The following is a 17,264-nucleotide window of genomic DNA, read 5'->3' on the forward strand; positions in this document are numbered from 1 at the left end:
TGTCGCCTTGACCACCACTACTCCGAGTCGTCGTCGGCCACGCCTTCCAGGTTGTCGCCCAGCCGCACCCCGATGCCCTCGGCAAAGACCCGCAGCCGCTCCCCCAGGTACGCGGTCCTGTCCGCGACGAACAACTCGCCGTTCTCCTCCTTGAGGCGGTACCAGGCCGAGACGGGGATGCCATGACTCTCGATGATGCGCCGCGCACCCGCCGACGAGTAGGGGCTCTTGCCGCCGTCATCGAACAGTCCACCGCCGTCGACCGCCAGATCGGTCAGCGACTTCTCCAACCCGATTCCGGCGACTGTGGGTAGAACCAGCTTGTTGGCCGGTCGAGAGTCGTTGGACAGCACCGAGCGGTACGCCTGGGTCACGCTGGAGGCCAGCAGCCGAATCACATCGAACGGCTGACCAAGAGCGTCCAGTCGATCGGGCAGCCCGTCGGTGGCTTCCCACGCGACATAGGCCAGGGTGCGGGCACTGTTCAGATTGAAGGTGTCGGGCATCGGCTGGACAGCACCAACGTCAAGGCTCAGCGGAGAACGTCTGTCGGCGAACTCGCGCATCTGCGCAAGTGCCGAACGCAGCAGCGTGGAACTCGCGCCGGCAAAGGTGCCAGCCCAGGAGGTGACCCAGAACCAACGCCTCAGCTCGAATCTCTGACCATCGTCCGGCTGCGGGCAGTGGTGGAAAAACTTCGCCAGCACCACGAGTTGGTGCGCATACGGCAGGAGCCGCGCCAACGGCAGACCGGACCAATTCAGAAGTTCGACCGCCCGGTGCACCGCCTGCTCAGCCGCCGGCACGGCATCGACCAACCGGTTTTGAAGCCGCCGGGCCATAGCCTCCCACCTCGGCGTCATCACGTCCGGCTCGTCGGCGACCGCCAGCACCACCCGGAAAACGGCCAGCCGTGGCAGCTCACCGAAGCCGGTGCTCGCCACCGACGCGACGATGTCGTCGACCCGGTTGGCGAGTGTGCGCTGCCCTGGACGGTGAGTCAGAGCGGAGATGACCTGGTCGGCGTCCATCCGGACGCCCTTGCGGTTCAGCCGTGTGTAGACCTCCACCGCCCGCTCAAGATCACCGCCTTTGATCTTGATGAGGCTGAGCTTGTAGCCCTTGATCCGCTGAAGGACCCGATCGGCCTCCCGGACCAGACGATCCGCCCTGTCCCGCCCTACCCGGTATTCCAGATTGCGCGAGAAGTTCAGGAAGTCGAGAGTGCTGGCCACCGAGCGAACAGGAAGGTAGTGATCCGGAGCCGGAGCTGGCGGGCTGCCTGCCGCCCGATGATGGCGATAGCGTTCCGTATCGCTCTTGGGGGACAGGTCACGGTAGATCCGCCACTTCCACTCCCGCTGGTCGTCCGGCCGGGGCGGACGCCCCAACCGACGCAGCACTCCAAAGAGCGTGGACAGCCGCTGATGCCCGTCGAGTACATAGGCTACGGATTCGCCCGGGGGTGGTTCATCCACGGCAACGTCGCCCACTGAGTTGAGAGACTGGATGGGTTCCACCGTCTCCCAGATCAGCACGCTGCCGATCGGATAACCACGCTCGATGCTGTCGAACAGGTCGAGCATCTGCTCAGGACGCCAGACGAACGGGCGTTGGAAGGCAGGCACCCGCAACACGCCCCTGCCGATGTCCTCCAGGACCATGTCCAGATGAAGGACGAGTGGCTCCAGGCGGCTCTCGCCTCGCTCGCTCAGCATCCCGCCAGTGTCCTACAGGATCTTGTGGATCATCGCGAGCACCTGCCGCAGCTCGGCGACGACATCGGGACCCAGCTCGTGGAAGTCCTGCTCTGTCAAGGTCATGCCAACCGGCATCAACGGTGCCGGCATACTGCCGTCTTTCCCGACAAAGTGGTGCTTGAGATGCTGGTATCCCCGCTGCTGCGGGATCCCGTTGCGAAGATCCTTGATCTTCGCTGTCTTGTATGGAAAGTGTCGCTCCCACACCCGGAACGGCACGTAGTTCTCCACCATCCGCCAGGTGAGCATGTGGACGTGCGGCACCCCGCCGTCCAGGGCCTTGCGCACCTTGCCGTCGTTCGGGCTGGGCCTGGTGGCGTCGGCGCGGTCACTGTCGATGAGCATCGCGACCCGGACCAGCACGGAGAAGTCGACGCACTCGTCCACCGCCAGGTCGGCCATCTGGCCCGTACCGCCGCTGTGGCAGAACTTCAGCCACCGCTTTCTGAGCGCGTGGGCCACCCGCTCGTCGTTGAGCGCGTCGGCCACCGCCCGGACGAATCCGCCGTCGCCAACCTTGTTCTCGACGACCAGCACGGCCGGCTTTCCCAGGTCATCGGCGGCCGGTCCCACGTTGGCCTGGGTCACCCTGACGGGCTGCGCACCGCCCGATCGAGTAGGCGCCTGGCCACCCCGGTCGGCAGCCGCCACCATCGCCTTCTGTGCCCAGAGCTTCAAGTCGGGCGCCTTCACCCTGGCGGCGTACAGCTTCGCCACGAACGCCTCGGCGCGTACCGCCTCCGGCGCGGTGGGCAGCCAGTCATGACGACCCCGGGCGACCAGTTTGAGGATCTCGATCACCGGCAGGTGATCGCCACCGTCGAAGACCTCGATGTCAATCTCAAGAAGCATCGTCGAGCCGCTCCATCTGGGCCGCCGCCAGCTTGCGGACCTCCTCGTAGTCCTGCGAGAAGTAGCCGTCCGGCCAACTGTCGTCGAGGTTCCCCAACTCGTCGATGTCGACGTGACGCACCACCGACGCGCCGTCCTGCTGCTCGACGACGTAGACCTTCACCATGTCGGAGGTGATCCTGTTGTCAGGCTCCGCGATGCGTCTACGAAGCCGCAGCAGCAGGGTCTCGCTGTGCGTCTCGATGAGGAACCGGGTCTTCGTCGCCAGCGCCGTGTTCAGGTAGAGATCGGCCAGCTCGGCTTGCGCAGTCGGATGCAGGTGCATCTCGGGCTCCTCGACGATCTGCAACGGCGCGTGCTCAGGCTCCCCACGCAGTTCGTCGAGGGCGCACTGCACCAGGATCGGCAAGACTTGGACCAGGCCGGTGCCGGCGTCGGCCAGGTTCACCCGCACCTCGCTGCCCCGGCGGGTCAACACCGTCGACCAGAGGGGACCCGCCGGGATCTCGGCGATCCGCCAACCCGGCACGATGGCGGCCAACAGCTCATTGACCCGGGCGACCACCGCGCCGCCCGCCCGCTTGGAGTCGTCGGCGAGGATGCCCGGCATCCCCTCACCCTGCACACCCAACTGGGTTGGCGACCCCAGGGGGAGCCGATGCTGCCGCGACACACGCTCCCGGTACGGGCTCAGATAGCGGATCGGCCCCAGGCTCAGATCAAGGCCACCCAGGTCCCGGAGCCCTCGGACGGTGGTCAGGTCGGGCACCAACCCCCGGAATCCGACCCGATGGACGACCGGAGACTTCCCGACCCTTCGGATTTCGTACTCCAACTCCTCCCCCCGCCGGATCTGCGGAAGCGGCGTGACCGCGATCCCGTCGATGTCCGGCGTCTCGTTACGGCCCGCGCCCACCAGCCGAGAGGAGACCATCATGGCCCTGAGCTGCGGAGACAGGAGGTCGAGGCTCGACACCACCGCGCTGTTGATGCTGTCGACGTACTGGATCTCGGCCTCAAGGGCAAACCGCGCCTTGCTCTCGACCGTGACGCCGAGTTTGATCGGCCGGCCGGTCAGGTGGTCGTGGAACAGCTCTCGGAAGTCGTCGACGATGTCCGGCCCGAGCCGGTCCAGGTCGAGCGGCGCGGTGCTGGCGGTGTCGAAGCCGGTGGCGATGACCAGTGGGGCACGGGTCAGCACGCTCTTGCCCGAGTTGTTCTTGCCGAGCACCACCGTCACCGGGGCCAGCTCGATCTCCTGCCGGTCCCGGAAGCAGCGGTAGTTCTCCAGCACGATCTTGCTGAGGGGCATTCACATATTTCTAGCAGCGCACCGGGGCAGGAACCGCCCCACAAGGTGTCGGCAACGCGACAGGGCACGATTCCAAACTTGGCTTGCTATCGAATCAGCATGAACTTGATACCGTCACTCGGGCCGGCAGACGAGGAGACCCCGTGTCCCGCACCATCATCGACATCGACGACGAACTGCTGGTCACGGCAGCGAAGATCTTCGGCACCACTACCAGAAAGGCCACCGTCGACGCCGCCTTGAAAGCAGCCGTCGACCGGCAGAAGCGGCGGGAGTTCGCCGACTGGCTCAAGAGCGGCGGGCTGCCCGGCCTGACCGGGCAGCCCGCGGCGACGCCGGACGCAGCGTGAGTCGGGCGTCCTACCTCCTCGACACCGCGGATTGATCAGCGGACCCTCGACCCCATCTCCCCCGCCGTTTCGATCCACTCGTCGGCGAGCCAGAGCGCCTGGCTGGCCGGGGAGGTCAGCGGCAACTGCACCCCGTCCAGCACCGCCGGGTCCAGCCGGCGGGCCGGCACCAGCAGCAGCCGGGCCGCCGGGCGGGGCCGGGTCGGATCGGCCAACTGCTGGAGCAGCCCGAGCTGCCCGTACCGGGCCAGCGGTGCGGCCTCGGTGATCAGCACCGGCCCGTCGGCGGCGTCGATCGCCGCGCCGATCGCCGGGACCACCTGATGCCGGACGAGATCCACCAGGCTGCGGAAATCCGCGTCCAGCGGCACGCCGTTGTCGGCCGCCAGGATCGCCTCCCACGGGAAGCCCAGCGTGCGCAGCCGCTCCAGCAGGATCGCCGTGACGTCCACCTCGGTCACCGGCAGCCGGGCCAGCAGCGCCCGCCGGGCCGGGGCGAGCCGACGCCACGGCGCCAGCACCGCCAGGAAGGCCCGCCGGTCGAGCGCCGAGGCCAGCCGGTCGCCCACCTCGTCCACGGCGGTGAGCCCGAGCAACGGCGCGTGTTCGGTGCCGGTCCGGGTACCGGTCACCGACGCCGCGGTGAGCTTCGGGCCGTACACCCGGTCGTTCGAATGCCAGGTCAGCGGCACCTCGGCGGTCTTGAGCAGGTCGGTCAGCGTGGGTCGGTCGGGCACCCGTTCTGCCCGGGGGAAGCGGCTGTGCACCCGGTCACGGAGCTGCTGGGCACCGAGCCGCTGGCCGATCAGGCTGCCCACCGACAGCCGCAGCGCCCGCTCCGCCGGCATCCCCACCGGATAGAGCTGCCCCTGCGGGTTGACGTCCACCCGGTCGTTGCTCCCGGCCGCCGCGAGCTGCAACAGCCGCAGGTCGGCCACCGCCGGCATCCCCGCCGGCACCGGCAGCCGGCGCAACTCCTCGACGGCGCGTTGCCGGGTCGGCAGCGGATCGGCGGCGGCCAGCTCGGCGGCCCGGCCACCCAACTCCACCACGTACCCGAGGAAGTCGGCGGCGGTCACCGCGGACGCCGGATCGTCCGGCTCCCGGCCGACCAGGACGGTGCCCGACGTCCGGAACCGGTGCATGGCCACCCGGGCGTCACCGCCGGTGCTCAGCTCGGCCTCGACGGCGGCGCGCACCAGCCCGACCGCCTGCGGCAGCCGCTTCGGCGCGGACGTGTAGGAGCCCCTCGCGGCGATCAGTGCCTGGGCCAGTTCCTCGGCCGACATCACCGCGCCCCGGGCATCGAGCAGCGCCACGATCTCGTTGCGCACCGCCACCAGCGCCGGCAGGCCCAGCCAGGTGCGGGCCTGCGTGCTGAGCAGCTTGGACACCTGCGGTTGGGTCCGGTCGGTGGCCCGGGCGGCCTCCGTCTGCGCCGGCCAGCACAGGAATGTGCCGTCGGCGGTGGGTGCCTGCCCGAGCAGCACCGCCAGTGCCCGGTGATTACGGGACGTCGTGGCGGGCAGGAGTGTCGCGCAGAGTGCCTCGACGCCCTGGGCCAGCGGCTGTTCCTCGGCGACCGCCGGCTCGCCGGCTCCCGGCAGCACGGCCCGCAGCGCCCGCGCCTGGGCGAGAATCTCCTTGCGGGTGGCGTCCGGCACCCCCTTCGCCCGGGTCAGCCTCGACGGCTCGGCGTCCAGCAGGTCGCCGACGGTGTGCAGGCCCAGCCGTTCCAGGGCCGAGCGGGCCCGAGCGGTCAGCTCGGTGGCCTCCAGCGGCGACCCACGGGTCAGCCCCACCGCCGCCGGCACCGGCCCGACCGGCGTCACGGCCGGCTGCGGGACCTGCTGGAAGATGGCCCGCCAGGCGTCGGTCATCTCGTCGACGGTGTCGAACCGGGCCGCCGCGTCCCGAGCCAGTGCACGGGCGAAGAACTCCACCAGCCGGTCGGCGACCGCCGGATCGAACGCCGCCGGATCGAGGGTCACCTCGTCGCTGATCACCGCCGGGTTCGCGTTGTCACCCCAGCGGGGCAGCGTCCCGGTGGCCATCTCGTGGAGCACCACGGCGGCGGCGAACCGCTCCGCCGCCGCGTCGTAACGCAACCGCCGCGCGGAGCCGAGGAACGGGTCGATGTAGCCGACCGTACCGGCGGCGAGCTGGTCGGCCGGCGTCGACGACAACGAGAAGTCGAAGACACACAGGTGCGGCTGCTTGTCCTTCGGTCGGGGCCGGGCGGCCAGGTTCGCCGGCTTCAGATCCCGGTGCCAGACGCCCTGGCCGTCCAGGAAGTCGACGATGTCGAGCAGGTCCCGTCCGTACCGCTCCAGCAGGTCCAGCGCGAGCCGACCCCCGCGCAGTTCCTCGGCGAGGGTCCGCGAGCCAGCGCTCTCCATCAACAGGGCCGTCCGGCCGCCGACCCGCACCGGGCCGTCCACCAGCGCGGCCACCTGGGGATGCTTCAACCCCGCGAGGGTACGCGCCTCCGCCGTCAACCGCTCCTCGTGCTGCTCGTCGCGGGCCACCTTCAACACCAGTTCCCGGGCTTCCCCGGCCCTGCTGACCAGCAACGCGACGGCGGTGGCACCGGAGCCGAGCCGGTCCTTCACCTCCAGACCGCCGTCGAGCAGGTCACCCCGGTGGGCGGCGAGCGGATCGGCCACCGGATCCTGCTCGGGGGCGGTCAGCTCCTCCCAGACCTTCTCCAGGCCGGCACGGAAGTCCGACACCCCGGCGAGCCGCTGCGCGGGATCGCCCCGGGTCGCGTCGTACACCAGTGTCACCAACGTGTCCGGCATGCCGTCGACTGCCGCATCGAGGTGCAGGCCGCTGTCGCGGACCGCGTCGACCAACTCCTCCGGGGTCGCGGCGGGCACCACCCCGGCGAAGATCCGGTAGGCCAGCGCGCCGAGGGAGAACACGTCGAGCTGATGACCGGGCAGCCGGGCGGCACCCCCCGCCTCCGGCGCCTGATAACGCCGCACCTCGTCGTCGAAGAACAACTCCAGGCTGGCCGGGTCGCTCGACGGGCCGAGCCGGGTGAGCTGGGTGCTGCCGGCCAACCGCCCACCGGTCTGCCAGTCGGTCACCACCAGCGTCGGACGGGAACCGTCCGGCTCGCCCACGTAGATGGCCCGAGGGGCGAGTGCCCGGTGGGCCAACCGGCGCGAATGCGCGTAGTCGATGATCTCGGCGAGATCCTGCACCAACTGCAACCGCTGGGCCAGCGTCAACGTGTCGCCACGGCGCAGCAGCCACTGGTCGAGGCGTACCCGGTCCGGCTGGTGGTCGAAGACGACCGCCGGTCCCCACGGGTGCTCGACCAGGTCGTGCGCCCGCGCCACGCCGGGGTGGTGGATGCCCTGCAAGAGCCGGAACTCCCGCTCGGCCGCCTTACGGATCGCCGGCACCTCGTGCTCGGCGGCCCGGCTGGTCAGATAGAACCGGACCCGGCGCACCAGCGAGGTGTCGAGCACATGCCCGGCCAGGAAGTCCTGCCAGCCGAGGCCCTCCGCGAACGGCTTCGGGTACAGCAGGAGCTGGCCGACCTTGCGGTCCGCCACCGACGGCCGGATCTTGGCGCCTCGTACCAGCTCGACGATCTGTCTGCCCCGCGCCGCGTCCACCCGGTGCGCCGGGTTACGCGCCGGGGCGGTCAGCGCCTGTTTGAGGCTGGGCAGCCCCGAGTCGTGCCCGTGCAGGCCGTAGACGTGCTGCCCGCCGATCGCGTCCAGGCTCGCCCGCATCCCTCGGGCGTGCAGGAACACCGCCGCTCCGACGTAGGGGGCCTCGGCCTCCTGGCCGTGCTGCCGGGCGTAGTAGCGGATCAGGCTGGCCAGCCGCTTCGCCTTCCGATTGGCCAGAATGTAGGGGTTGTCCTCCGGAATGAGCCGGCTGTTGTCCATCCGCCGTACCCACTGGGTGCCGTCGCCCCGGATCTCGCCCCGCCAGTGCTTCAACTCCAGCACGTACAACCCGCTCGGGGTGAGCACCAGGGCGTCGACCTCGTTTATCGTCCCGTCGGCACCGACGAACTCGACATTCGCCCACACATGGTAAGGGTCCGCGTCGGGCAGGTAGCTCGCCAGGTCCCGCAGCCCGTCCTGCTCGTGGACGTAGGAGCTGGCGTTGATCTGCTCCCAGCGCGGCGAATCCTCACGCATGCACCGACCCCTCCATCTCTGGCAGCACCCATGTTCACGGCTCAGCCACCGCACCATACCGGTCCGCCGTCCGCCCATGTCATCGCTGACGCGGCCGGCACTTCCACAGGCACACGGCACTCCCGGCATGACGGACGTCGCACGGGGTATGCCGAGGGCATGAGGGCGAGCTTCCGGCTTGGCCGGATCGCGGGCGTACCCGTCGGGGTCAACTGGAGCGTCCTGGTCATCTTCCTGCTGATCGCGTGGGCACTGTCGGCCAACCAGTTTCCCCGGTCGTACCCGGACCGACCCACCTGGGCGTACGTGCTGGCCGGCCTGGCCGCGGCGGTGGTCTTCTTCGTGGGCCTGCTGGCCCACGAGGTCGCCCACGCGGTGGTCGCCAAGCGCAACGGGATCGCCGTCGAGGGGATCACCCTGTGGCTGTTCGGCGGGGTCTCCCAGTTGAAGGGCGAGGCCCGGGACCCGGGGGCCGAGCTGCGGATCGCCGGGGTCGGGCCACTGGTGAGCCTGCTGATCGGGCTCTTCTTCGGCGCGATCGCGGTGGTGGTCTCCCTCGCCGGTGGGCACGGGCTACTGCTCGGCTCGCTGGCCTGGCTGGCCGGCATCAACGTGCTGCTGGCGGTCTTCAACGTCCTGCCGGCCGCCCCGCTGGACGGCGGCCGGCTGCTGCGTGCCGCGGTCTGGAAGGCCACCGGTGACCGGACGAAGGCGTCGGTGGTGGCCGCCCGCGCCGGCTGGGTTCTCGGCGTCCTGCTGATCGGCGTCGGGATCTGGCAGTTCCTGACCGGCTTCGGGGTGGGTGGGCTCTGGCTGGCGCTGATCGGCTGGTTCCTGATCGGCGCGGCCGGGGTGGAGCAACGCCAGGCCCGGATGGGCAGCGCGCTGTCCGGCGTCCGGGTGGGCGACGTGATGACCCCGCAGCCGCAGACCGCCTCGGCGGAGATGACCGTCGCCGACTTCGTCGACCACTACCTCTTCGCCTACCGGCACACGGCGCTGCCGCTGACCGAGGACGGCCGGCCGGTCGGCCTGGTCACCCTGGACCGGGTACGCGGCATCCCGGCCGACCGACGCGCCACCACCACCCTGGCCGAGGTGGCCTGCCGGGCCGACGAGCTGGTGCTGGCCCGGCCGGAGGAGCAGCTCAACGACCTGCTCCCCCGGCTCGGTGAGTGCGCCGACGGCCGGGCGCTGGTGGTGACCGACCAGCAGTTGGTCGGCATCGTCTCGCCCAGCGACATCAGCCGCGCGGTGCAGCGCGGCAGCCTCCGCGACCAGTTCGCCGGTGGCGGGCGCGGCTAGCCGGCGACCCGCTCCACCGGCACCCACAGCTCGGCGTCCGCGTGGGTGCCGTCCGCGGAGATCCGGGTACGGGAGATCTCCGGTCCCGGCCGGCTGCGGTACGGGTTCGACGGGAACCACTGGGTGAACACGTCCCGCCACAGGTACTGCACGGCCGCCGGGAACTCGCCGGAGGTCTCGAAGACCGCCCACGTCCCCGCCGGCACCTCGGTCGAGTCGAGGTCGTCCGGGGCGTCCGCCCCGGTCACCGCGCCGTACCAGTAGTCCAGTTCGACCCCCTCGGACCGGTCGTCACCGAGCCCGTCGCTGACGTTGACGATCCCGGCCGGCTCCTGGTCGGACAGGGCGGCGATCCGGGCCGCCGTCTCCTGGTCGACGCTGCGGACGAACTCCACGATCGCCGGGTTCATCCCCTGGTGCACCAGGGGCACCCGGGCCCGCCGGCCGACCAGCCGGAACGCCGGCTTCTCCACCATCCGGTATCGCATACTGCCACTCCCTTCGACGACGAGCCGGAAGGACAACCGTTGCTGGGAGTTCAGCGCGGCCCCGGTGCGCCGCGCCTCGCCCGGTCCGACCCCGTGCATCGCCCGGAACGCCCGGGTGAACGCCTCGGTGGAGCCGTACCCGTGGCGGACGGCGACGTCGAGCAGCGTCCGCTCGCCGGCCAGCACCTCGGCCGCGGCGACGGTGAGCCGCCGCCGGCGGACGTACTCCGACAGCGGCATCCCGGCCAGCGCCGAGAAGAGCCGCCGCAGGTGGTACTCCGAGGTGAGCGCGATCCGCGCCAGGTCGGCCACTTCGACCGGTTCGTCGAGGTGGCGCTCGACGTGCGCCAGGGCGTCGTTCAGCCGTTCCAGCACCTGGTCTCCTTCCTGTTTGCGTACTCCACGCTAGGCAGCCGGGAACGGCCAGACCCGACTTCCGGTGCCCGCTGCGGTCGGGGTGACCGGGCCGGGGATGCTGCGGTGGGTGGGTCAGGCGCGGGGGAAGTAGCGGTCCAACCGCTCGGTGCGGAACGTGCCGGTCGGATCCCACTCGGTCAGCAGGGCGGTGAAGTCGGCGTACCGGGGGTAGGCGGCGGCCACCGTGGCCGGGTCGAGGGTGAAGACCTTGCCCCAGTGCGGGCGGGGGGCGAACGGGGCGAGCCGCGCCTCCACCTCGGCGACCACCCGCTCCACCGCCGCCGCGTCGTCGGTCCAGGTGAAGTGGACGGCTAGCGTGTCCCGCCCCTGGTTGGGGCTGAGCCACAGCTCGTCGGCGGCGACGGTGCGCAGCTCGCAGACCTGGAGCACGGTGGCGATCCGGTCCCGGATGCCGTCCAGCGCGGCCAGCGCTCCGGCCGCCGCCGCGCGGGGCAGGTGGTACTCGGACTGCAACTCGTCGCCGCTGCTCGGGGTGAAGCCCAGCCGGAAGTGCGGCAGCCGCTCGTGCCAGGGGCCGGGCTCACCGAGCTGCGGCGTGCAGTTGACCGGGTCCATGCCGGGCACCGGATGCGCCGGCCGGTCGGCCGGGGTGGTGCCGAGCCAGTCCTGTTCCGGCGGCGGCCGGTCGGCGAGTTGCTTGCGCCACACCTGGTCGATCCGGGACGACCGCCAGGAGGTGAAGCCGCTGACGCTGTACGCCGAGGCGAACGCCGCGTCCAGGGACGCGGCGGGCAGGTCCTGCCGGACGTACTGCCGGACGGCGAAGGTCGGCACCACTTCCAGGGTGACCCGGGTGACGACGCCGAGCGCGCCGAGGGACACCACCATGCCGGCGAACCGGTCGCCGTCGGCCCGGCCCACGGTGCGCAGGTCACCGTCGGCGGTGACCAGTTCCAGTCCGGCCACCGCGGCGGCCAGGTTACGGTTACCGTCCCCGGAGCCGTGGGTGCCGGTGGCCACCGCCCCGGCGACCGAGATGTGCGGCAGCGAGGCGAGGTTCGCCAGGGCCAGCCCCTCGGCGTGCAGCCGGGTCGCCACGTCCCCGTAGCGCAGCGCGGCGGCGACGGTGACCGTGCCGCGTTCCCGGTCGATCTCGACGGTGGGCGGCAGCCCGGCCAGCGAGACCAGGTCACCGGTGGTGTCGCCGAGCCGGTTGAAGGAGTGGCCGCTGCCGACCGCCCGGAGCCGGTCGCTGCCGGCGACCAGCCGGCGCAACTCGTCCACCGAGGTCGGGCGGTAGAAGGCGCGGGCGGCGTAGCGGACGTTGCCGGCCCAGTTGCGCCGCGCGACAGCGGTCACGAGGTGGCCCGGTCGGCCGGTGCGGCGGTCACGACACGGCCCGGTCGGTCGGTTCGGCGGCCAGCGCCGCGTGCAGGGCCGTCAGCGTCTCGTCCACCTGCACCACGTCGTAGCCGCGCAGGGCGACCGGCAGGCCGGTCGCGCGGGCCTCGGTCAGCTCGGCACGGGCCGCCCGGCGCTGCGCCGGGTCGCCCGAGTCGAGTGCCGCCCGGGCGCGGTCCACCAGCGGTCTCACCACGTCGGGACTGTACCCGCGCAGCACGGTGGTGAAGTCGGGGACCGGGAATCCGTCGTCGCGTCGCGCGTCGCGGAACCGGCCGCCCGCGTGCCCGGCCAGCGCCGCCGCGATCTTCTCCGGGCTCTCCCGGACGTGGGCCAGGTCGAGCAGTTCGATCGCCGGCCGGCCGTCGAACCGGGCACCCAACGGCAGCCCGGCGGTGGTGCCGGGAGCGGGCACCGCGAGCAGCCGGGGCGCTCCGGTGCCGGGCGGCGGACGGTCCAGCACCACCAGGTCCAGCTCGGCCCAGCCGAACCTGCGGCGCAGGCCGCGCGAGCGGACGGTCAGGCCCTCCGCGTCGATGACGAACCGGAACGGTCGCAGGGTGCCGACCAGGCCGACGACCCCGAGCGCGATGCCGCCGACCGCGACCAGCGTGCGCAGCAGCCCGCCGCCGACCGCGAGCAGGACGACCCCGGCGAGGACGCAGACCGCCGGCAGCACCTGCCGCCCCGGTTCCCGATGCAGCTCCACGTCGTCTCCCCCGTCCGTGAGAGCGGTCCGCTGCGCCGTCCGGCACGGTTGACGTCGGATTCCCCGGGGAATCATGGCTCGATGAGCAGCTACCGCGACCCCATCCTGCACGGTGACGTCTACCCGTCGGAAGAGGAGATCGACCCGACGGGGGTCGGCCTGGAGCCGGCGAGCGACCCACCGGCGGCGTACCCGGAGCCGACCATGCCGGACAGTGACCGGGACGGCCGCCCGGACACGGTGCTGCCTGAGCCGGGCGGCACGGATCGGGTCCGCTGACCGCGCCGGCCACCGTCACAGCCGGGGCATCACCTCGGCGGCGACCAGCTCCAGGTGGTCCAGGTCGGCCAGGTCGAGCACCTGGAGGTAGATCCGCTCGCTGCCGGCGGCGGCGTACCGGCCGATCGTGTCGACCACTTCGGCCGGGGTGCCGGCGAGGCCGTTCTCCCGCAGCTCGGCGGGTTCCCGGCCGATCGCGGCGGCCCGCCGGGCCAGCTCGGCGTCGTCCCGGCCGCAGCAGAGCACCAGCGCGTTGGACCAGCGCATGGTGCCCGGGTCGCGGCCGACCGCCGCGCAGGCCGCGCGGACCCGGTCGAACTGCGTCACGGTGTCCTCGACCGAGGCGAAGGGGACGTTGAACTCGTCGGCGTACCGGGCGGCCAGCCGTGGGGTACGCCGGGGGCCCATGCCGCCGAGCAGGATCGGCGGGCGGGGCTGCTGCACCGGCTTGGGCAACGCCGGGGAGTTGCTGACCGGGTAGTACCGCCCGGCGTGGTCGAAGGTCTTGCCGGCCGGCGTCTCCCACAGCCCGGTGACGACGGCGAGCTGCTCCTCCAGCCGGTCGAAACGCTCCCCCACCGACGGGAACGGGATGCCGTACGCGGTGTGCTCGTCGGCGTACCAGCCGGCGCCGATGCCCAGCTCGATCCGGCCGCCGCTCATCTGGTCGACCTGCGCGACGGTGATGGCGAGCGGGCCGGGCAGCCGGAAGGTGGCGGCGGTCATCAGCGTGCCGAGCCGGATCCGGGAGGTCTCCCGGGCCAGCCCGGCCAGGGTGGTCCAGGCGTCGGTCGGGCCGGGCTCACCGGACACCGCACCCATCGCCAGGTAGTGGTCGGACCGGAAGAACGCCCCGTAGCCGGCGTCCTCGGCGGTGCGGGCCACGGCGAGCAGCTCCTCGTAGCTGGCGCCCTGCTGGGGTTCGGTGAAGATCCGCAGTTCCATGCCCCGAGCATAGGGAGCCGGCCGGCGGCCCGCGCCCGGTGCCAACTCCTGACGTACTCTTTGACAGAATTATCCCCTGAGGAGCATATTGCGGTGGTGCCCGTCGACGCCTTCACCGTCCTGGCCGACCCGACCCGCCGCCAGATCCTCGACACGCTCCGGCACGCCGAGCGCAGCGTCAGTGAGCTGGTCGACGCGCTGGGGGTGAGCCAACCGGCCGTCTCCAAGCACCTCAGGGTGCTCCGCGAGGCCGGTTTCGTCGCCTGCCGGCCGGCGGCGCAGCACCGCATCTACCGTCTCGACGTCCGCGCGTTCCGCGCGGTGGACGGCTGGCTGGAGCCGTACCGGCGGATGTGGACCACCCACCTGGACACCCGGGGACGCCAGCTCGACCAGGAGTGACCCGGACCCGGCGCGATGTCCCGGCCGGTCGGTGCCGATGTCCCTGGCGGTCGGGACACCCCGTCGTCCAGGGTGAACCGACACCGTGACCGAGGAGGCCCGATGGACGACCGGCAGCGCGCCGACCTGCTCCACGCCGTACGCCGGCTGGCGCCGGAGCTGACCGCTCGGGCTGGCGAGATCGAGCAGGCCCGGGAGATCCCCGCCGACCTGCTCGACGCGCTGCGCGCCGCCGGCTGCTTCCGGATGTTCGTCCCACGGGAGCACGGCGGGTACGACGCGGACCTGCGTACCGGCCTGACGGTGCTGGAGACGCTGGCCCGGGCCGACGGGTCCACCGGGTGGACCGTGATGATCGGCGCGGAGACCCCGCACCTGCTGGCCCTGCTGCCCCGCGAGCGCTTCGACAAGCTCTACGCCGACGGCCCGGACGTGGTGGTGGCCGGCGGTTTCGCCCCGCAGGGACGGGCCGAGCCGGCCGACGGCGGCTACCGGGTCAACGGGCGGTGGGCGTTCGCCAGCGGTTCCCGGCACGCCGACTGGATCTTCGGCAACTGCCTGCTGACCGTCGACGGGCAACCGCTGCCCGGCGAGGACGGCCGTCCCCCGGCGACCCGGTCGATGCTCTTCCCGGCCTCCCGGGTGACCGTGCTGGACACCTGGCAGGTGCTGGGCCTGCGCGGCACCGGCAGCCACGACGTGCTGGTCGACGACGCCTTCTGCCCGGCGGAGCAGAGCTTCGACCTGTTCACCGGGACCCCGTGCGTGCCGGGGCCGGGGTTCGTCGCACCGCTGGTCCACTTCGTCCTGCACCTGGGCGCGGTCGCGGTGGGCATCGCCCGAGGCGCCCTGGACGACACCACCGCCCTGCTGGCCGACGGTCGGCAGCGCCTCTACGCCCGTACCCCGCTGGCCGACTCGCCGGCCGTGCGGGAACGGCTCGGCCGGGCCGACCTGAACGTCCGGGCGGCCCGGGCGCTGCTGCACGCGCTCGCCGACGACCTCTGGGCCGCCTGCGCCGACGACCCGGCGGCGATCCCCGACCTGCACCCCACGGTCTCCGCCGCGCTGCCCTGGGTGACCGAGGTCTGCGCGGCGGCGGTGGACACCTGCTACCGGGCCGCCGGCGGCGGGGCGGCCCGGGACTCGTCGGTGCTCCAGCGCCGGTTCCGTGACATCCACACCTTCGCCCAGCACGCGGCGGCGGCCGAGGGCTGGCTGGCCAGCAACGGCGCGCGGCTGCTCGGTCGGCCGGTGGAGCTGGCCTACTGACCGGTCGCCCGCCGGTCACCGTCTCCTCCGGACGGCCGGTGGGCAGCCGCGCCCCCTCGGCCGGCGGGCCGGGAACCGCCGCTGACGGACCCGGGCGGGGTGCACGGTCAGCGCGCGGTCCGGGGCCGGGGAGGGGTCCGGCACCGGGAGGGCCGGGCGTCGGTGAGGGGCCGACGCCCGGCCCCACGCCGTCACCCGTACGGCCGGGTCCGGTACGCGGCGCGGAGCGCGGCCAGCCCGGTCGCCTTCGGCGACAGCGTGCCCCAGCCGGAGTTGAAGTAGTTCGTCCGCACGATCCGGGGTCCCCGCTCGGCGTTGAGCTGGGCGATGGCCGGCGGCACGGTGGCGATCCAGGCGGCCTGGTCGGGGAACTCGGCGACCCGCACCCCCCACTCGGCGACGATCACCGGACGGGAGAGGGCCACCGGCCCGAGGTCGGCCACCGCCCAGTCCCTCGTCCGGCGGAACCGGCCCAACGCGGTGTCCGCGGGGTCGGTGGCGTAGACGTTCCACTGGAGGAAGTCCAGCCTGGACATCAGCGCCTCCGGGTGGGTGCGCTGGTAGCAGGCCCGGTCGAAACCACCCGAGCCGACCGAGAAGGTGGTGCCGGCCGGCAGTCCACGCGCCCTGAACCAGTTGACGACGTACGTCATCGCCTGCACCGACCGGGCGTCCGACTCCGCCCAGGTGTACGGCACCCCGGACTCGGTGGTGCCGAACTCGTGGTCGGTGTCCAGTTCGGCGGCGAGCTGGATGTTCACCCCGAAGCCCATCGTCCGGTACTGCGACAGGGCCCGCGCGAGCAGCCCGTCGCACTGGCCGGCGAGCACCTGGCCGTAGCCGTACGCCTTCGGCCAGGTCGTGCCCGGACGCTGCTGGATGGTCATCGCCGGGGCCGGCACCGTCCAGGTCACCCCGTCGACGGTGAACGTCTGGGCCCCGGTGGTGGCGCTGCCGTACGCCTTCAGCTCCAGCACCATGTTGACCGCGATCCCCTTGCCGCCCAGGGCCAGCAGCCAGGGCTTCTGGTAGCCGGGGAAGGTGTAGCCGTCGGCGAGACTGCGGTACTGGGTCAGCGAACGGAAGTTGCCGCCCACCAGGTCCGCCGTGGGGTCCGCGTTGCCGGCGAGGTAGTAGCCGCCCCACACCGGCCGGGCGACGGTGAAGTCGGCGGCGGCGCTGGCGGTACGCCCACCGTTGTCACGCACCGTCACCGTGACGCGGGGCATCACGCCACCGCCCGGTACACGGCCACCGCGCCGGTGTCCGAGACCGTGCTCCAGGTCCGACCGGAGTCGTCGGCGACGGTGACGGCGAGCGGATCGATCACCGCGGCGACCGTGACCGGGGCGCTGCGGTTGCCCTGGGAGTCGGTCACCACGATGGTCACGGTGACGGGCCGGTTGTCCGGGTCGGCGTAGCTGACGGTGAGCGTCATCTGGTCGCCCGGTGAGTAGGTCGAGGCGTTGAGGCTGGCGGTCACGGTGGGAGCGGCCATTGCGGCCCTCCTCTTGTGCTGGCCCGGTCGGACCCGCGGGTCGACGACCGGAGGGTGGTGACGTCGTTGTCCTGACGCAGGCACCCACCGCGTCCCCGGCGACCGGGACGGCGCGACCGGGACGCGGTCGGACCGGCCGGACCGTTG

The 17,264-nt window shown here is 72.1% G+C and carries 15 protein-coding genes; 5 read left to right on the plus strand and 10 right to left on the minus strand.

What is annotated here, in order from left to right:
- Positions 1-17: 17 nt before the first annotated feature.
- Genes ACIQG9_RS24940 through ACIQG9_RS24950 form a run of 3 tightly spaced genes read right to left on the minus strand, consistent with a single transcriptional unit; the run spans position 18 to position 3,924 of the window.
- Complete coding sequence (locus ACIQG9_RS24940) at positions 18-1,718, minus strand: DUF262 domain-containing protein (protein ID WP_400406769.1); 1,701 nt, start codon at positions 1,716-1,718, stop codon at positions 18-20.
- A gap of 12 nt (positions 1,719-1,730) precedes the next feature.
- Complete coding sequence (locus ACIQG9_RS24945) at positions 1,731-2,612, minus strand: hypothetical protein (RefSeq protein WP_400406772.1); 882 nt, start codon at positions 2,610-2,612, stop codon at positions 1,731-1,733.
- Positions 2,602-3,924 (minus strand): DUF3696 domain-containing protein, encoded by a 1,323-nt coding sequence (locus tag ACIQG9_RS24950; RefSeq protein WP_400406773.1) that lies wholly within the window; start codon positions 3,922-3,924, stop codon positions 2,602-2,604. Before ACIQG9_RS24950 ends, ACIQG9_RS24945 begins: the two co-directional genes overlap by 11 nt.
- Before the next feature lie 143 nt (positions 3,925-4,067).
- On the opposite strand from ACIQG9_RS24950, the gene ACIQG9_RS24955 reads away from it, so the two are divergent.
- Entirely contained in the window at positions 4,068-4,274 is a 207-nt protein-coding gene (locus tag ACIQG9_RS24955; protein ID WP_400406775.1) for a type II toxin-antitoxin system VapB family antitoxin, read from the plus strand.
- Positions 4,275-4,309: 35 nt separating this feature from the next.
- Here the strand turns inward: ACIQG9_RS24955 and pglW are convergent, their stop codons facing one another.
- On the minus strand, positions 4,310-8,440 hold the full coding sequence (pglW, locus tag ACIQG9_RS24960) for a BREX system serine/threonine kinase PglW (RefSeq protein ID WP_400406778.1): 4,131 nt from the start codon (positions 8,438-8,440) through the stop codon (positions 4,310-4,312).
- A 159-nt stretch (positions 8,441-8,599) separates the two neighbouring features.
- Here pglW and ACIQG9_RS24965 point away from each other — a divergent pair, with 159 nt between their 5' ends.
- Complete coding sequence (locus tag ACIQG9_RS24965) at positions 8,600-9,745, plus strand: site-2 protease family protein (RefSeq protein WP_400406780.1); 1,146 nt, start codon at positions 8,600-8,602, stop codon at positions 9,743-9,745.
- On the opposite strand, the gene ACIQG9_RS24970 is transcribed toward ACIQG9_RS24965, so the two are convergent.
- The 3 genes from ACIQG9_RS24970 to ACIQG9_RS24980 all read right to left on the minus strand — a co-directional run bounded on the left by ACIQG9_RS24970 (position 9,742) and on the right by ACIQG9_RS24980 (position 12,721).
- A complete protein-coding gene (locus tag ACIQG9_RS24970) occupies positions 9,742-10,608 on the minus strand; it encodes a helix-turn-helix domain-containing protein (protein WP_400406782.1) in 867 nt (288 codons plus the stop codon). The two genes, ACIQG9_RS24965 and ACIQG9_RS24970, sit on opposite strands and share 4 nt — an antisense overlap.
- A gap of 114 nt (positions 10,609-10,722) precedes the next feature.
- Positions 10,723-11,970, minus strand: coding sequence for an FAD-binding protein (locus ACIQG9_RS24975; protein ID WP_400406784.1), 1,248 nt, complete (start codon positions 11,968-11,970; stop codon positions 10,723-10,725).
- Between the two features lie 28 nt (positions 11,971-11,998).
- On the minus strand, positions 11,999-12,721 hold the full coding sequence (locus ACIQG9_RS24980) for a hypothetical protein (RefSeq protein ID WP_400406787.1): 723 nt from the start codon (positions 12,719-12,721) through the stop codon (positions 11,999-12,001).
- 81 nt (positions 12,722-12,802) lie between these two features.
- On the opposite strand from ACIQG9_RS24980, the gene ACIQG9_RS24985 reads away from it, so the two are divergent.
- Entirely contained in the window at positions 12,803-13,000 is a 198-nt protein-coding gene (locus ACIQG9_RS24985; protein WP_400406789.1) for a hypothetical protein, read from the plus strand.
- Between the two features lie 15 nt (positions 13,001-13,015).
- Here ACIQG9_RS24985 and ACIQG9_RS24990 read toward each other — a convergent pair whose 3' ends face one another.
- On the minus strand, positions 13,016-13,945 hold the full coding sequence (locus tag ACIQG9_RS24990; RefSeq protein ID WP_400406791.1) for an LLM class F420-dependent oxidoreductase: 930 nt from the start codon (positions 13,943-13,945) through the stop codon (positions 13,016-13,018).
- Positions 13,946-14,041: 96 nt separating this feature from the next.
- On the opposite strand from ACIQG9_RS24990, the gene ACIQG9_RS24995 reads away from it, so the two are divergent.
- Positions 14,042-14,347 carry an ArsR/SmtB family transcription factor gene (locus tag ACIQG9_RS24995; RefSeq protein WP_400406793.1) on the plus strand — a complete coding sequence of 102 codons (306 nt, stop codon included), beginning with the start codon at positions 14,042-14,044 and terminating at the stop codon, positions 14,345-14,347.
- A 102-nt stretch (positions 14,348-14,449) separates the two neighbouring features.
- Positions 14,450-15,619 carry an acyl-CoA dehydrogenase family protein gene (locus ACIQG9_RS25000; RefSeq protein WP_400406795.1) on the plus strand — a complete coding sequence of 390 codons (1,170 nt, stop codon included), beginning with the start codon at positions 14,450-14,452 and terminating at the stop codon, positions 15,617-15,619.
- 191 nt (positions 15,620-15,810) lie between these two features.
- Here ACIQG9_RS25000 and ACIQG9_RS25005 read toward each other — a convergent pair whose 3' ends face one another.
- Together ACIQG9_RS25005 and ACIQG9_RS25010 are read right to left on the minus strand one after the other, a co-directional pair.
- Positions 15,811-16,848, minus strand: coding sequence for a hypothetical protein (locus ACIQG9_RS25005; RefSeq protein WP_400406797.1), 1,038 nt, complete (start codon positions 16,846-16,848; stop codon positions 15,811-15,813).
- Positions 16,848-17,117, minus strand: a complete 270-nt coding sequence (locus ACIQG9_RS25010) for a hypothetical protein (protein WP_400406799.1) — start codon at positions 17,115-17,117, stop codon at positions 16,848-16,850. Before ACIQG9_RS25010 ends, ACIQG9_RS25005 begins: the two co-directional genes overlap by 1 nt.
- Positions 17,118-17,264: the final 147 nt, after the last annotated feature.

It is taken from the genome of Micromonospora sp. NPDC092111, from assembly GCF_044755745.1.
In the GTDB taxonomy this organism is placed as follows: domain Bacteria; phylum Actinomycetota; class Actinomycetes; order Mycobacteriales; family Micromonosporaceae; genus Micromonospora.

Coding starts and splice junctions, on each gene's coding strand:
- ACIQG9_RS24950 (WP_400406773.1), bottom strand. CDS start 3,924: ATGCCCCTCAGCAAGATCGTGCTGGAGAACTACCGCTGCTTCCGGGAC.
- pglW (WP_400406778.1), bottom strand. CDS start 8,440: ATGCGTGAGGATTCGCCGCGCTGGGAGCAGATCAACGCCAGCTCCTAC.
- ACIQG9_RS24990 (WP_400406791.1), bottom strand. CDS start 13,945: ATGGAACTGCGGATCTTCACCGAACCCCAGCAGGGCGCCAGCTACGAG.
- ACIQG9_RS24985 (WP_400406789.1), top strand. CDS start 12,803: ATGAGCAGCTACCGCGACCCCATCCTGCACGGTGACGTCTACCCGTCG.
- ACIQG9_RS24965 (WP_400406780.1), top strand. CDS start 8,600: ATGAGGGCGAGCTTCCGGCTTGGCCGGATCGCGGGCGTACCCGTCGGG.
- ACIQG9_RS24940 (WP_400406769.1), bottom strand. CDS start 1,718: ATGCTGAGCGAGCGAGGCGAGAGCCGCCTGGAGCCACTCGTCCTTCAT.
- ACIQG9_RS25000 (WP_400406795.1), top strand. CDS start 14,450: ATGGACGACCGGCAGCGCGCCGACCTGCTCCACGCCGTACGCCGGCTG.
- ACIQG9_RS25010 (WP_400406799.1), bottom strand. CDS start 17,117: ATGGCCGCTCCCACCGTGACCGCCAGCCTCAACGCCTCGACCTACTCA.
- ACIQG9_RS24945 (WP_400406772.1), bottom strand. CDS start 2,612: ATGCTTCTTGAGATTGACATCGAGGTCTTCGACGGTGGCGATCACCTG.
- ACIQG9_RS25005 (WP_400406797.1), bottom strand. CDS start 16,848: ATGCCCCGCGTCACGGTGACGGTGCGTGACAACGGTGGGCGTACCGCC.